Annotated in this window: 12 protein-coding genes; 10 read left to right on the top strand and 2 right to left on the bottom strand. The window is 40.4% G+C overall.

Going from position 1 to position 14,387, the window contains the following annotated elements:
• The first annotated feature begins 344 nt into the window (after nucleotides 1-344).
• The 6 genes from hisG to B1F84_RS15895 are packed head-to-tail and all read left to right on the top strand — an operon-like array spanning nucleotide 345 to nucleotide 6,033.
• A complete protein-coding gene (gene hisG, locus B1F84_RS15870; protein WP_131692038.1) occupies nucleotides 345-1,244 on the top strand; it encodes an ATP phosphoribosyltransferase in 900 nt (299 codons plus the stop codon).
• Between the two features lie 6 nt (nucleotides 1,245-1,250).
• Nucleotides 1,251-2,552 carry a histidinol dehydrogenase gene (gene hisD / locus B1F84_RS15875; RefSeq protein ID WP_131692039.1) on the top strand — a complete coding sequence of 434 codons (1,302 nt, stop codon included), beginning with the start codon at nucleotides 1,251-1,253 and terminating at the stop codon, nucleotides 2,550-2,552.
• Entirely contained in the window at nucleotides 2,542-3,630 is a 1,089-nt protein-coding gene (gene hisC / locus B1F84_RS15880) for a histidinol-phosphate transaminase (protein WP_131692040.1), read from the top strand. The genes hisD and hisC overlap by 11 nt, the downstream gene beginning before the upstream one ends.
• Nucleotides 3,627-4,688, top strand: coding sequence for a bifunctional histidinol-phosphatase/imidazoleglycerol-phosphate dehydratase HisB (gene hisB / locus B1F84_RS15885; RefSeq protein WP_010388866.1), 1,062 nt, complete (start codon nucleotides 3,627-3,629; stop codon nucleotides 4,686-4,688). The genes hisC and hisB overlap by 4 nt, the downstream gene beginning before the upstream one ends.
• On the top strand, nucleotides 4,685-5,275 hold the full coding sequence (gene hisH / locus B1F84_RS15890; RefSeq protein ID WP_131692041.1) for an imidazole glycerol phosphate synthase subunit HisH: 591 nt from the start codon (nucleotides 4,685-4,687) through the stop codon (nucleotides 5,273-5,275). Before hisB ends, hisH begins: the two co-directional genes overlap by 4 nt.
• A gap of 32 nt (nucleotides 5,276-5,307) precedes the next feature.
• Nucleotides 5,308-6,033 carry a 1-(5-phosphoribosyl)-5-[(5-phosphoribosylamino)methylideneamino] imidazole-4-carboxamide isomerase gene (locus B1F84_RS15895; RefSeq protein ID WP_131692042.1) on the top strand — a complete coding sequence of 242 codons (726 nt, stop codon included), beginning with the start codon at nucleotides 5,308-5,310 and terminating at the stop codon, nucleotides 6,031-6,033.
• A gap of 66 nt (nucleotides 6,034-6,099) precedes the next feature.
• Here the strand turns inward: B1F84_RS15895 and B1F84_RS15900 are convergent, their stop codons facing one another.
• Together B1F84_RS15900 and B1F84_RS15905 are read right to left on the bottom strand one after the other, a co-directional pair.
• Nucleotides 6,100-6,639, bottom strand: coding sequence for a cytochrome b (locus tag B1F84_RS15900; protein WP_131692043.1), 540 nt, complete (start codon nucleotides 6,637-6,639; stop codon nucleotides 6,100-6,102).
• A gap of 16 nt (nucleotides 6,640-6,655) precedes the next feature.
• Nucleotides 6,656-7,663, bottom strand: coding sequence for a catalase family peroxidase (locus B1F84_RS15905; protein ID WP_131692044.1), 1,008 nt, complete (start codon nucleotides 7,661-7,663; stop codon nucleotides 6,656-6,658).
• 559 nt (nucleotides 7,664-8,222) lie between these two features.
• Between B1F84_RS15905 and B1F84_RS15910 the strand changes: the two genes are divergently transcribed.
• The 4 genes from B1F84_RS15910 (at nucleotide 8,223) to hisIE (ending at nucleotide 14,235) form a co-directional block, all read left to right on the top strand.
• Nucleotides 8,223-9,293: an efflux RND transporter periplasmic adaptor subunit gene (locus B1F84_RS15910; protein ID WP_131692045.1), complete on the top strand. Its 1,071-nt coding sequence runs from the start codon at nucleotides 8,223-8,225 to the stop codon at nucleotides 9,291-9,293.
• Between the two features lie 10 nt (nucleotides 9,294-9,303).
• A complete protein-coding gene (locus tag B1F84_RS15915) occupies nucleotides 9,304-12,363 on the top strand; it encodes an efflux RND transporter permease subunit (RefSeq protein ID WP_131692046.1) in 3,060 nt (1,019 codons plus the stop codon).
• Nucleotides 12,364-12,850: 487 nt separating this feature from the next.
• Nucleotides 12,851-13,630 carry an imidazole glycerol phosphate synthase subunit HisF gene (hisF, locus tag B1F84_RS15920; RefSeq protein ID WP_055012039.1) on the top strand — a complete coding sequence of 260 codons (780 nt, stop codon included), beginning with the start codon at nucleotides 12,851-12,853 and terminating at the stop codon, nucleotides 13,628-13,630.
• A complete protein-coding gene (hisIE, locus tag B1F84_RS15925; RefSeq protein ID WP_131692047.1) occupies nucleotides 13,621-14,235 on the top strand; it encodes a bifunctional phosphoribosyl-AMP cyclohydrolase/phosphoribosyl-ATP diphosphatase HisIE in 615 nt (204 codons plus the stop codon). Before hisF ends, hisIE begins: the two co-directional genes overlap by 10 nt.
• The last annotated feature ends 152 nt before the right edge of the window (nucleotides 14,236-14,387 follow it).

Below are 14,387 nucleotides of genomic sequence, written 5' to 3' on the forward strand. Positions count from 1 at the left end.
ATAAAGCAATATGTTAACTATTATCGGCAGTTATAAGATATTCTTTAATTAAAGAAAATTTTTCTTGCCATGCTGTCGGTTAATGTGTTTTTATAAATGCGAAATTTATTAAACAGATTGCAGCTAAGCGTTAACACAATAACGATTAGCCAAATAGGATAAAAAATGCTTAATTCACTGACAGTTGTACATCACCACCATCATTCATCGGAATAACCTGTCAGGTCTTTCGCTGAGAGGTTGTTCCTAAAAGGAAACCTCTGGCGAATCAACATACCAAGATTCATTTTCGCCCTGAGGTTTCCCTCGGGGTTTTTAGTTTTTAAATTAAAGGAAAATGAGTAATGAATAATAGTAATCGTCTTCGTATCGCCATCCAAAAAGGTGGCCGCCTATCTAAAGATTGTCAAGATCTGCTTAAACAACTGGGTGTAAAACTCAATCTTCGTGAGCAGCGCCTCATAGCACACTCAACCAACATGCCTATTGACGTATTACGTGTGCGCGATGACGATATTCCAGGCTTAGTTATGGACGGTGTTTGTGATTTAGGTATTGTTGGCGAAAACGTACTAGTAGAAGTGCAAGCAGAAAGAGAACGCCAAGGTGTACCAAGTGAAGTTACAAAGCTTGCTAAACTTGACTTTGGTTACTGTCGTTTAGCACTTGCATGGCCACAAGAACTTGGCAAACAAGACAAGAGCTGGTTTGAAGGCAAACGTATTGCGACCACTTACCCAGAAATTTTAAGCCAATACTTAAAACGCGAAGGCATTAACGCCAGCACAGTAATGTTAACAGGTTCAGTGGAAGTAGCCCCACGAGCAGGACTTGCCGATGCTATTTGTGATTTAGTCTCTACTGGCGCAACACTTGAAGCAAATGGCTTAATGCAAGGCGACACTATTTTAGAGTCAAATGCCTGTTTAATCCAAAACACTCAACTACAAGATACTGAAAAATTGGCACTCATAAATAAGCTAATGCCGCGTTTACGTGGTGTTAAGCAAGCTAAAGAAAGCAAATACATTATGCTACACGCACCAAAAGATAAGCTTGATGAAATTTGTGAAATTTTACCTGGCGCTGGCCAACCTACCTTACTTGCCCTGGCAGGTAATGATGACTATGTTGCCCTACACATGGTGAGTAGCGAAACCCTATTTTGGGAAACCATGGAGCAACTTAAAGCCCTTGGTGCCAACTCTATTTTAGTTATGCCAATTGAAAAAATGATGGAGTAACAAGCCATGCTTCGTTGGAATGAGGAATCATCACAAGTTCAAGCAGCGGCGCTTATGCGCCCTGCTGTATCAGCGAGTGAAAAAGTAGAAAGCATTTGCCAAACTATTTTGGCAAAAGTAAATGCACAAGGCGACGCCGCATTACTTGCGTTAGCGAAAGAGTTTGATAACCGAGCTGAGCCGCGTTTACGTGTTCCACTTGATGAAATTAATGCCGCTGAGAAAATGCTAAGCCCAGAGCTTAAGTATGCAATTGATACCGCTTATGCCAATGTGAAATGTTTTCACCAAGCGCAACTGCCAAAAGATATTAAGTTATCGACTCAACCAGGTGTTGACTGTGAACTGAAATATCAAGCCATCGAAGCAGTCGGTATTTATGTACCAGGAGGGAGTGCTCCTCTTCCATCATCGGTTATTATGCAAGGTGTATTGGCGCAGTTAAGCGGTGCAAACACCGTGGTATTAACCACACCAGTACAAGGTGATAAAGCAATTAACCCGGCTATTTTATATGCCGCTAAATTATGTGGTATCACCACAATTATTGAAAGCGGTGGTGCAGGCGCGATTGCTGCTATGGCCTATGGCACAGAGTCTGTTCCTAAAGTGAATAAGATTTTTGGCCCAGGTAACAGCTTTGTCACTATGGCAAAACAGTTAGTCGCACAAACGATTCCAGGTATGGCGATTGATATGCCAGCAGGGCCATCAGAAGTGTTAGTGATTGCAGATGAGCGTGCAAACCCAGAGTTTATTGCTGCCGACTTACTGTCTCAAGCAGAACACGGGGCTGACTCACAAGTTATTTTATTATGTAACAGTGAAACGATTATTGAACAAACGCAAGACGCACTTACTCGTCAATTAGCTAACTTAAGTCGAAAAGACACCGCCGAACAGGCATTGGCAAATTCGTCTCTTATTCTAGTTGATTCAGTAGCCCAAGCGTTTGACGTATCAGCGCAATATGGGCCAGAGCACTTAATATTACAGCTTGGCGATGCCACTCCTTATTTAGATAAAGTAAAGAATGCAGGCTCTGTATTTGTTGGCGATTACACTCCAGAGTCAGCGGGCGATTATGCCTCAGGCACTAATCACGTGTTACCCACTTATGGTTACAGTGCAACTTACTCTAGCTTAAATTTACTCGATTTTTTCCGTACTTACACAGTACAAACTATCAGTAAACAAGGCTTAACTGAGCTTTCAAAAGCTATTTTACCCTTAGCAGATGCAGAAGGCCTAGATGCCCACGCTAATGCGGTTTCAATTCGTTTAGAGGCAATAAAAAATGAGCAATGAGAGCGGCTTATTACCTGATAATATTGCAGCACTTGCTGCGTATAGCTCGGCTAAAAGTGAAAAGTTAACCGGTACAACCTGGCTCAATGCCAACGAAAGCCCGTATGCAAAAAACCTTGAAATAACAATCGAAGACTTGAATCGTTACCCAGATCCTCAGCCTCAATTGGTTATTGACCGCTACGCAGCCTATGCTGAGCTTGAAAGCGAAAATGTATTAATGACCCGTGGCGCAGATGAAGGCATTGAATTGTTAGTGCGTACCTATTGTGAGCCAGGTAAAGACAGTATTTCACTATTTTTACCTACTTACGGTATGTACAAAGTAACGGCCGATACACACAACGTCGCAATCAATGACCTAACACAAGCGCTTTTATTAAATGGCAGCGTGGATGAAATAATTGCCGCTGTGGGTAGCTCAAAACTAGTGTTTATTTGTAATCCAAATAATCCAACTGGAAGCTTAACGCCGCTAGATAAAGTAAAAGCCATTGCCACTGCGCTTGCAGGTAAAGCATTAGTGATTGTTGATGAAGCCTACATAGAGTTTTGTCCAGAGCAAAGTACAACACAACTTATAAACGAGTTCAGTAATATTGTTGTACTTCGTACACTCTCAAAAGCGTTTGCACTTGCGGGTTTAAGAACAGGGTTTACTCTCGCTCAGGCTAGTGTATTAGGGCCTATTCGTAAAGTCATTGCACCGTATCCGGTATCGGGTGTGGTAGCCAGCATTGCAGCGCAAGCCATTGCCCCTGATGCGATTACCTCAATGCGTCGCCAAGTGACGATTTTAAATAGCTTAAAGTTAAAGCTTATTGACTGGTTAAACGCCTCTCCTGCAGTATTAAAAATACTCACTGGTGAAGGCAACTTCGTTACTTTAAAATTAGCGAACAAGGATTACTTTAAACAAGCGCTTAAACAAGGCTTAGTAATGCGCGCCTTTACCTTATTTAATGAAGACGACTGGCTACGTATTTCAATTGGTAATGAACAAGAATTAGAACAAGTAAAAATTTGGTTAGATGGCCTGCAATTGCCTCAAGCCACAGCACAACAGGAAGTATCATGAGTAACCCCTATTTATTTATAGACCGCGATGGCACTATTATTGAAGAGCCAATCACCGACAAACAAGTCGACAGCCTTGAAAAACTAGCGTTTTTACCAGGTGTTATTCCTGCCTTATTGCAACTGCAAGCAGCAGGCTATCGCTTAGTAATGGTATCAAATCAAGATGGCTTGGGCACAGACAGCTTCCCAACTGCCGATTTTGACATTGCTCAAGACAAAATGATGGACATACTGCAAAGCCAAGGTATCAGCTTTGAGTCAGTATTAATTTGCCCACATTTTGATGAACAAAACTGTGATTGCCGTAAACCAAAAACAGGCTTACTTACTGAACTGATGCGCTCAGGCAAAGTTGATTTAGCACGTTCTTTTGTGATTGGCGATCGCCAAACCGATATTGGCCTTGCACAAAACTTATGTTGTGAAGGTATTTTATACGATGGCAGCTGGCCTGCCATTGTCACTAAGCTGACCACGGCAAACCGTGAAGGTCGCGTGACACGTAATACCAAAGAAACGCAAATAGACGTAGCAGTTAACCTTGATCAAACAAAAAATGGCAGTATTGAAACTGGCCTTGGTTTTTTTGACCACATGCTGGATCAAATTCGCACTCATGCCAATATTGGCTTAAATATTAAAGCCAAAGGTGACTTACACATAGACGAGCACCACCTTGTCGAAGACATTGGTATTGCTTTAGGTGTTGCCCTTAAACAGGCGCTTGGCACCAAATCGCAAATTGCGCGTTATGGTTTTGCCCTACCTATGGATGAATGTAAAGCTGAGGCACAAATTGATTTGTCGGGTCGTGCTTCATTTGTATTAAACGCCAACTTTAGCCGTGAAAAAGCCGGTGATTTAGACGTACAAATGGTTGAGCACTTTTTCAAAAGCTTAAGCGATAACGCCGCAATTAGCCTTATTCTATCGGTAAGTGATGGCAACTGCCACCACCAAGTGGAAGGCTTATTTAAAGCGTTTTCTCGTGCTTTGCGTATGGCTATTGCACAAGATACCAGCCAACAAACAGCCAGCTCTAAGGGATGTTTATGATTGCGATAATTAATACCGGTTGCGCCAACATTAACTCAGTGCGGTTTGCATTTGAGCGTTTAGGGCAAACCCCTACGGTGATTACCTCGCCAGAACAACTAGCAGGCTATGAACGTGCTATTTTACCCGGTGTTGGTCATGCATCTGTTGCTATGAAGCGTTTGGTTGATAATGGTTGGCAGCAAGCAATTAACGAATATCAGCGCCCGCTAATGGGAATTTGCTTAGGCATGCAACTGCTGTGTGAAAGCACTGAAGAAGGAAACGTGCAATGCTTAGGTAAAATACCAGGCGAAGTGAAAGCACTTGATGTAGGTAGCTTAACGTCACCACATATGGGCTGGAATAACCTATCTGTTCAACAAGCGCACCCGTTGACTCAAGGTTTGCATGCGGACGACCAGGTTTATTATGTGCACAGTTTCGCCCATACAGTTAATAACGTCACGCTAGTCAGCAGCGAATACGGGCAAACATTTTCTGCAATTGTAGCTAAAGACAATTATGCCGGCATGCAATTTCACCCTGAACGCAGCGCTAAAGTAGGTACGCGTTTATTACAAAATTTTATTGATTGGCAACTTTAGGTTGCTCTTCATGCTTTTAAAAGAGAAATACAGTGATTATTCCAGCATTAGATGTATTACAAAATCAAATCGTGCGTTTGTATCAAGGTAAATACGATACCGCACAGTTTTATCCCTTTGAGCTTGATGCTCGCTTAAAAGAGTATGCCGACAGTGGTGCCACTAAATTACATTTAGTTGATTTAGAGGGCGCACGGGATCCAAGTAAAAAACAGTGGCAACATATTCAAGCAGCAACAAAAGCTCTCAATGTACCTTACCAAGTAGGTGGCGGTATTCGTTCAGAGCAAGACGTTAGCGATTGGCTAAAAGCAGGTGCAAACCAAGTGGTTATTGGCTCAATGGCGGTTGAAAAGCGTGAGCAAGTAAAAGCCTGGATTGAACAATTTGGCGCTGAGCACTTTGTAATTGCCCTTGATGTTAATAAAGCTGCAAACGGATGGGCACCAGCAACTCACGGTTGGCTAAACGAATCTGAGTTTGGATTATTTGAACTGATTGATTTTTACGTTGGTCTGGGTGTTATTGACTTTTTATGCACGGACATCAGTAAAGATGGCACCATGACGGGCCCTTCTTTTGCGCTTTATGAAGATTTAATTAATCATAATGCAGATATTAAAGTGCAAGCCTCAGGAGGAGTAAGCTCGTTAGATGATATTAAAAAGCTCAATGAACTTGGTGTTGGCGGCGTAATTTTAGGTAAGTCTTTATTAGATGGTGCTTTTAGCGTAGAAGACGCGCTTAAATTAGGCTAAATACTAAAATTTAAAAAGGCACAGATGCGAGCGCGTCTGTGCCTTTTTTTGTATAAAACAATCAGTTTATTTATGCTTACCCGGCAACATAGAGCCCAATACGCCATCTTGCTTTATTAAACCATGATAAAGTGCAGCGCTAACATGCATAAAAATGAACAGTAAAAATGCATAAGCAATTAGGCCATGTGCTTCACGAAAAAACGCATAGGCCTCAATATTTTTACTGACTAAATTAGGCAAAGTAAATAAACCAAAAAAGCTCACTGTACGCTCATCAGCACTTTGCATTAACCAGCCTGAAATTGGCATTAAAACCATAGACGCATATAAACCCACTTGGGTTAAATGTGCGGCTAAAGCTTGCGGTTTAGGCACACTCGGTGGTAATGCGGGGCTTTTACACAGTACTTTATTAATTAATCTTATTGCAACTAATATCAGTGCTAACACACCAAACGATTTATGCAGTTGTATAGCCTCTACCTGCCATACGGCTAAGCTTTGTACCATCGACAAACCAAGAAATAACATAGAAAGTATAATTAATGCCATTGCCCAGTGAATAAGCATACTCGACGCTGAGTATTTGGTAATTGTTTTCATTGACTCGTTCCTGTTATTAATTATTTAAAAGTACTTCTTTAGCACGACGACGAAATGACTCTGCATACGCAGCGCCACGGGCACGTAAAATAGGATCAGCACTTGGCTGAATACCTGTTGGTAATACCAGCGGATCAAAGTTCATGTTTTCACATACCCCACCCTCTTGTGCTTGCAAGCGTGATATTACTAACGTACCGGCGTTAATGGTTTTGCGCGATTGTGGCCATAAAACAGTTGGGTTGTTTTCATCATCTTCTTCGGTTGCAAAACTAAACAGCATATCAAACTTAATCGGTGCTTGAGCTACTTGGTCTTTAAGTTGTAGCTGCAATGCATCTGGTGAATCATTATTAAGTGGTTGGGTGTTTTCATCACTTAATTGCGGTTTAGCAATCCAGCGTACGGCATGCTTTTCATCATTTTCATCCACCAAATAAAACGCATTAATACTGTGGTATTGCTCAGTGGCAAAACTACTGGTTGGCGTGTAGCTTGCTTTCCAGTTATTAAAAGCGGCACTTTCAGGGTGTGCTGCAAAAAACGCTTTAATTTTTTCTGGGCTGCGCTTTTTAGTCACCGGATCGGGTGAAAGAGCTTGTAGTTGTTTAAAAAACGCTTCTGGCGTAGCTACCGCCATAACCGGAGGCGTATTCATTGCAACACGCCACTCTTGGTTATCATCAGTGGTTATAGAAAACGCTAAACTACGCACCGGTGCTTTTAAATCAGGTGCAGTTGGATTATTACCCGCAATAGAAAAGCGACCTACAAAAGGGGTTGCCCCTAAATCAAATACCTTTGCTTGCGAGTACTTAGCAAGCTCACCCGTTGACTCAAAAGAGCCAGCTAAACAAATACCTTTTGCGTGTGCTCGGCGAAATCCCTCATGGGTTTTATCACCTTGCTGTAAATTAACAAAACGCTGTGCAGTCACTGCGTCACGATTAAATGCGCCGGTAAAATAAAAAATAGTCAGGGCAAATAAGCTAATAATTGCTATTAAGATGATTTTTTTACTCATGGTAGGATTAGACCTCGTATGATTATTTTCTTGATGATTATGTTTGGAATTTTTCATAGTTTATAAATTACGTCTTTAAATTAATGGCTAACCATTACTGAGTGATGCTTTACGTTGCAGCGCTTTTATTAAGCGATACCAACATGACTCCTACAAGACCGCTGCTAAGCAATTAATATTTCAATTTAATTAATCAAAAGTATTCATTATGGTTTTACAACTGCAAACAGCTAATGTTTATGAGCTTGCGCTTTTAAAAAGCTGATTGTTAATTATACTTAGGTTTATATAAAGCCAGTATTAAGTTGCACTTTGGTAACTTTCTACAAAATCATACAAATTAAAACAAAACCGTACAGCAATAATAAACAGTTGAAATTAAAATGTTATTTATTAATCACTTGATAAGCGCTGCTTACTCTCAACAATTAAATAGTTATAGCTTAATAAATTGCATTTCAGATACATTCGAAAATAAACTCAATGGACTATTTTATAATTTTTTACAGATTTAAAATGCCAACAATTAACAACGCACTTTTTATTTAAGGTAAGCCAGATGATCAAAACACGTTGTTTTACTAAATTTAACTTAATTAGTATTACGTTTTTGCTTTTATTAACCGGTTGCTCAGAAAGCGAAGTCACCACACAAAAACAAAATAAGCCGCGCCCAGTGAAACTTATAACCCTAGGTGATGAGTCGCAATCAAAAACGCTCACCTACCCCGCCACTATCGACACTATAAATAGCTCAAAACTGGCTTTTCAGGTTAGCGGAAAGCTACAAGAGCTCAACGTTATTGCCGCACAAAACGTAAAAAAAGGCGATGTAATAGCCGCATTAGAGCAACGTAATTTTGTTAATGAGGTTAAGTCGAGCAAAGTACAGTTTGAAACCGCCAACAATGATTACCAACGTGGTTTAAAGCTCGCTAAAGATGGGGTTATTTCACAACGAGATATAGAGCAACTAAAATCTAAAAAAGAAGTAGCCGAATCACAATATGACTCAGCACAAAAAGCATTATCTGACAGTAAAATTATAGCCCCTTATGATGCTATTGTTGCTGAAGTACCAGTAAAACAGCTTGAAAATATAAGTGCTGGTCAACATGTTGTTACTTTATTTGGTAAAGGTGAAATGGAAGCGGTCGTAAATATTCCCGCGTCTATTGTGGCCACGGTAGATGCTAAGCAAAACAATGTAGCGTCGGTAATTTTACAAGATGTATCGACTGCCCCTATTCCTGCAACATTTAGACGTGCCAATTTAGAAGCTGATTCAGCGAGCCAAACCTATGAAGTACGATTTGCCTTTGCTGTACCTAATAACCTTAATATATTGCCTGGCATGAATGCCAGTTTAAAAATAACACGTGAAAACACCTCAAATGGCACTCGTTTATTAGTGCCAACCTTTGCTATTTTTGAACAAAACGGTGAACACTTTGTTTGGACGGTTAACGCTAAAACCATGCAAGTTTCTAAAGCTCCCGTTAAAATTGAAAATGGCATTGGCGAGCAACTCATTGTCACTGAGGGTTTAAAAGCCGGTGATGTAATTGTTGGTGCAGGTGCAAACTATGTAACTGAGGGTATGAAAGTACGTCCTTGGACTAAAGCATAGGAGCGCGGTAATGGATTTAGCAAAATGGACAATCAATAATAAATTAATTAGCACCATACTCATTATTTTAACTCTAGGGTTTGGTTTTTCATCCTATAAAAATATGGCACGCTTTGAAGACCCCGAATTTATAATTCGTACCGCACAAGTGTTTGTTTCGTACTCAGGCGCAAGCCCGCTAGAAGTAGCAAAAGAAGTCACAGAGCCGCTAGAGCGTGCTATTCAAGAGCTGCAAGAGGTTGATACTATATCGTCTACCTCATCTACGGGTTTATCTGAAATTAAAGTAGAGATTAAATCAGAATTCTCTCCAACTAAATCTGAGCTGCAAGTTATTTGGACTAAACTCAGAAACAAAATTAATGATACACGCCCAACATTACCTCCAGGTACTGGCACACCACAAGTTTATGACGATTTTGGTGATGTGTATGGCTTAAGTTATTTAATTACCGCCGAAGGTTACTCTCCTGACGAGCTACATGCGTACGCTAAAAATTTACAAAGCGATATTCTACAAGTAGAAGGCGTGGCAAAAGTTGCTATGACGGGCGTTCAGCAAGAAGGTATATTTGTAGAAATTGCCCGTGAAGAGTTAGCCTCTTTAGGTGTATCTATTAATAATATTTACGGTATTTTAGATGAACAAAACGCTGTATTAAGCGCCGGTAATACCAAAATTGGCGATCAACGTATTTTTATCGACCCGACCGGAGAAATAAACTCCGTTGATACCATTAAAAATCTATTGGTTAGTGCTAGCGGTGAAGGTAAAACAATTTATCTTAAAGACATTGCCAATGTGTACCGTGGCTTTCAAAGTCCGGCAACAAAATTGGTACGTTATAACTCTAAACCTGCTATATCACTTGGGGTCGCCAGTGTATTAGGCGCTAATGTGGTTAAAGTATTTGACCGTGTTGATGACAAAGTAAAACAAACAGAAAACCTCAGACCGCTTGGCATTACAGTGCATGAGTTTTACCATCAAGGTAAAGTAGTACAAGATTCAGTCGACAACTTTGTGGTCAATGTTTTAGTCGCGCTGGTGATTGTAATGGTTACCCTGCTGCTATTTATGGGGTTACGCTCAGGAATTATTATTGGCGCTGTGTTACTGCTAACCATTTTTGCCACCCTTGCTACCATGGATTTAAGCGGCATACCCATGCATCGAATTTCGCTTGGTGCGCTTATTATCGCGTTAGGCATGATGGTTGATAACGCCATTGTAGTGACCGAAGGGATTTTAGTTGGTACACAGAAAGGGCGCAAAAAGTTAGACATTGCCAGCGAAGTTGTCAAGCAAACTAAATGGCCATTACTAGGTGGTACCTTAGTAGGGATTGTTGCCTTTGCGCCTATTGGTCTTGCCCCAGGTGATACCGCTGAATTTACTGGTCATTTATTCTGGGTAATTTTAATCTCTTTATTATACAGTTGGTTATTTGCCATTACCCTAACCCCCTTATTTTGTTATTGCTTGTTTAAACAGCAAGATAACGATACCTCAGGCTCAGCAAAACCAAATAAACTTATGGCACTTTATCAATCGGTAGTGGTGTCAGCACTGCATCATCGCTGGCTCAGTATTGCCGTTGTAGTTGCCACCTTTAGTGTGTCTATGTGGGGATTTCAATTTGTAAAATCAGGTTTTTTTCCAGCCTCTACCACACCACAAATGGTGGTTGATTTTTGGCTGCCGCAAGGGACCGATATTGAAAAAACCAAAAAAGACATGCTCAAGTTAGAGGAATTTGTAAAGCAACAAAATGGCGTTGAAGGTATCCAAACCCTTATTGGCGGTGGCGGGCTTCGCTACATGCTTATTTATGGTAGCGAATCTCCAAACAGTTCTTATGGGCAAATTTTAGCTAAAGTCGATGACTATAAAAAGCTCGATAAACTTTTACCTACGGTGCAAAATTACATTGACGACAACTTTGTTGATGCTCAGGGCAAAGTATGGCGCTTTGTAATGGGCCCAGGTGGTGGCTCTAAAATAGAAGCCACATTTAAAGGCCCCGACCCAGAAGTATTAAGAGAGCTAGCTGAACAAGCAAAAGGAATATTAATTGATGATGGCGGCGCCTTGTCTATTAAAGATACATGGCGACAACGCATTAGTGTTATTGAACCGCAGTATTCAGCCATTAACGCACAACGCGCTGGTGTAACGCGTAAAGCAGTTGCTGAAGCTTTACAGCAAAATTTTTCGGGGCAAGTTGTTGGACAGTATCGTGAAGGTGAAGAGCTCATTCCTATTATTGTTAGAGCACCACAATCGGAACGTGTCGACATAAACGATATTGGCAACATTCAAGTGCAAAGCAATATCACTGGTGAAACATTGCCATTAGTGCAAGTAACCAATGGGTTTAAAACCGTCTGGCGCGATGGTATTTTAAAACGCGAAGACCGCGAATGGACCATAAAAGCCCAAGCCGATCCACTGCCGGGTGAACTAGCCTCAGAGTTATTTAATCGGGTTAAACCTAAAATAGAGGCCATTGAACTTCCTCAAGGGTATCGACTTGAATGGGATGGCGAATACGGACAATCGAAAGAGTCTAACGAAATGCTGGCCTCAACTATTCCACTGGGCTTTTTAGCCATGGTACTGATTGTTATTGTGTTATTTAACGCTTTAAAACAACCAATTATTATTTGGCTTGTTGTGCCATTAGCCTTAATTGGTGTTGTGTTTGGGCTGGTAACCACACAAATACCATTAGAGTTTATGGGTATATTAGGGTTACTTTCGCTCTCTGGTTTGTTGATTAAAAATGCCATTGTATTGGTAGATCAAATGGATATGGAAATTCGACAAGGTAAACCTGCATATGATGCCATTATCGATTCGGCAAATAGTCGGGTAAGACCGGTAATGATGGGCACACTCACCACTGTACTAGGGGTTATTCCCTTGTATTTTGATGCATTTTTCCAATCAATGTCCGTGGTTTTAGTATTTGGATTACTGTTTGCTACCCTGCTGACTTTAATCGTAATACCTGTGCTGTACGCTATTTTTATGAATGTTAAACAAGACGAACAGGCAACTAATTAAACGCCAACAAAAAATATGGCCATGCTTAATAGGTAAGTCATGGCCACTTTATAAGCTTTGAACAGAATAGTTCATATAATTAACCACTATTCAACTTTTAAAAAAACTGCATATACTACACGCCTTTTCAAACCTTTTATGATGCTAAAAACTCGTTCAAAAACGGTTGTTATTTTTCCAAAGAAACATCTTAACTTTAGTATTTTATAAATTTAAATTAGATTTGCAGTGGATACTTTGTTAAGGCATTAATTATCACTTTAAGTTCTAGCTTTAGCGATTAACATAGCCGGAGTTTTATTATATAGTGGGGCTAAGAATTCATTGCATAGTAATGCTTTAAGATTCATTCATTAAATTAACTATTCAAATTTATCAAATAAATAACATATCAAGTGCAGTCTATGTGTCTTCTATTTAGTCATACAAATAATAAATGTAAAAACAGCTTTTTTTCAAATCAGAATTTTAAAAACGAGGCATTCTCATGTTATCAAAACGTATAATTCCTTGTTTAGACGTAAAAGACGGCCAAGTCGTTAAAGGCGTTAAATTTAAGGGTCACGAAGTAGTTGGCGATGTACTTACCCTTGCAAAAGCTTACAGTGAAGCGGGCGCCGATGAGCTGGTATTTTACGAGATCAGTGCAAGCGTTGAAAAACGCTTACTCGATGTAAATTGGGTTGAGAACATTGCCCGCCATATCGATATTCCATTTTGTGTAGCCGGTGGTATTAAATCGGTAGCCGATGCTGCTCGCGTACTTGAACGTGGCGCAGATAAAATCAGTATTAATAGTCCAGCAATTGCGCGTCCAGAGCTAATTAAAGAGTTACATGATGAGTTTGGCAAGCAGTGTGTGGTTGTAGGCATTGACAGCTTTTTTGATGAAACAACCGGTGAATATCTAGTTTATCAGCTTACTGGCGATCCTAATGCGTCAAGCCGCACCCGTTATAAAACCGAAGAATGGGTTAAACGCGTACAAGACTTAGGTGCGGGCGAAATCGTTTTAAATTGTATGAACCAAGATGGTGTGCGCAACGGTTACGACAACGAGCAACTAAGCAAAATACGCCAGCTGTGTGATATTCCTTTAATCGCCTCTGGTGGTGCAGGCAGCATGCAAGATTTTGTTGATGTATTTCAACAAAGCCAAGTAGATGGTGCACTCGCAGCCAGTGTTTTTCACAAAAACGTGATCAACATCGGTGAACTAAAACAATTTTTAATCGATAACCAAGTGGCAGCAAGACTATGCAAGTAACCTTAGAAAACCAAACTCAAGTTGATTTCGCTAAAAGCGAGATGATCCCTGCCATTGTTCAAGATGCCCGCTCTGGCGTAATTTTAATGCAAGGCTTTATGAACAGCGAAGCGCTTAAAGCAACACTTGAAAGTAATAAAGTGACTTTTTATTCGCGCTCTAAATCGCGTTTATGGACCAAAGGCGAGTCATCAGAAAACTTTTTAAACGTGGTATCGGTGCATACCGATTGCGATTACGACTCTATACTTGTACTTGCAAACCCAGAAGGCCCAACCTGTCATTTAGGCACACAAAGCTGTTTTGGTGATGCTGCAAAACCAAGCTTAAGCTTTTTAGCGCAACTTGAAGATGTCATTGTTGCTCGTAAAAATGATGATCCAGCTAAAAGCTACACCGCGTCACTGTTTGCAGAAGACTTAAGCCGTAGCTGTCAAAAAGTAGGTGAAGAAGGTGTAGAAGTGGCACTTGCGGCAATGAAACACGACAACAATGAACTTACTAACGAGTCAGCTGATTTGTTGTATCACCTTGTTGTACTATTACAACGACAAGGGTTAGAACTCACTGATGTAGTTGCTTGCCTACAAGGTCGTCATAAGTAAATACAACGATTACTGTGTGCGCCATTATGTGGCGCACATCGTTATAAAAAGCCATAATTTTTCTTTTTAATTCAGCCTTCTCAATAGCATTTATTCTCTCCCTTAGGTATCCTTTAGCTAATATTCAAGGAATAGCTATTACAAAAGGATAG

It is taken from the genome of Pseudoalteromonas sp. DL-6 (assembly GCF_004328665.1).
Lineage (GTDB): Bacteria > Pseudomonadota > Gammaproteobacteria > Enterobacterales > Alteromonadaceae > Pseudoalteromonas.

Excerpts from the sequence above, each read along its gene's own strand:
- hisG (WP_131692038.1), top strand. The coding sequence starts at position 345 with ATGAATAATAGTAATCGTCTTCGTATCGCCATCCAAAAAGGTGGCCGC.
- hisD (WP_131692039.1), top strand. The coding sequence starts at position 1,251 with ATGCTTCGTTGGAATGAGGAATCATCACAAGTTCAAGCAGCGGCGCTT.
- hisC (WP_131692040.1), top strand. The coding sequence starts at position 2,542 with ATGAGCAATGAGAGCGGCTTATTACCTGATAATATTGCAGCACTTGCT.
- hisB (WP_010388866.1), top strand. The coding sequence starts at position 3,627 with ATGAGTAACCCCTATTTATTTATAGACCGCGATGGCACTATTATTGAA.
- hisH (WP_131692041.1), top strand. The coding sequence starts at position 4,685 with ATGATTGCGATAATTAATACCGGTTGCGCCAACATTAACTCAGTGCGG.
- B1F84_RS15900 (WP_131692043.1), bottom strand. The coding sequence starts at position 6,639 with ATGAAAACAATTACCAAATACTCAGCGTCGAGTATGCTTATTCACTGG.
- B1F84_RS15905 (WP_131692044.1), bottom strand. The coding sequence starts at position 7,663 with ATGAGTAAAAAAATCATCTTAATAGCAATTATTAGCTTATTTGCCCTG.
- B1F84_RS15910 (WP_131692045.1), top strand. The coding sequence starts at position 8,223 with ATGATCAAAACACGTTGTTTTACTAAATTTAACTTAATTAGTATTACG.
- B1F84_RS15915 (WP_131692046.1), top strand. The coding sequence starts at position 9,304 with ATGGATTTAGCAAAATGGACAATCAATAATAAATTAATTAGCACCATA.
- hisF (WP_055012039.1), top strand. The coding sequence starts at position 12,851 with ATGTTATCAAAACGTATAATTCCTTGTTTAGACGTAAAAGACGGCCAA.
- hisIE (WP_131692047.1), top strand. The coding sequence starts at position 13,621 with ATGCAAGTAACCTTAGAAAACCAAACTCAAGTTGATTTCGCTAAAAGC.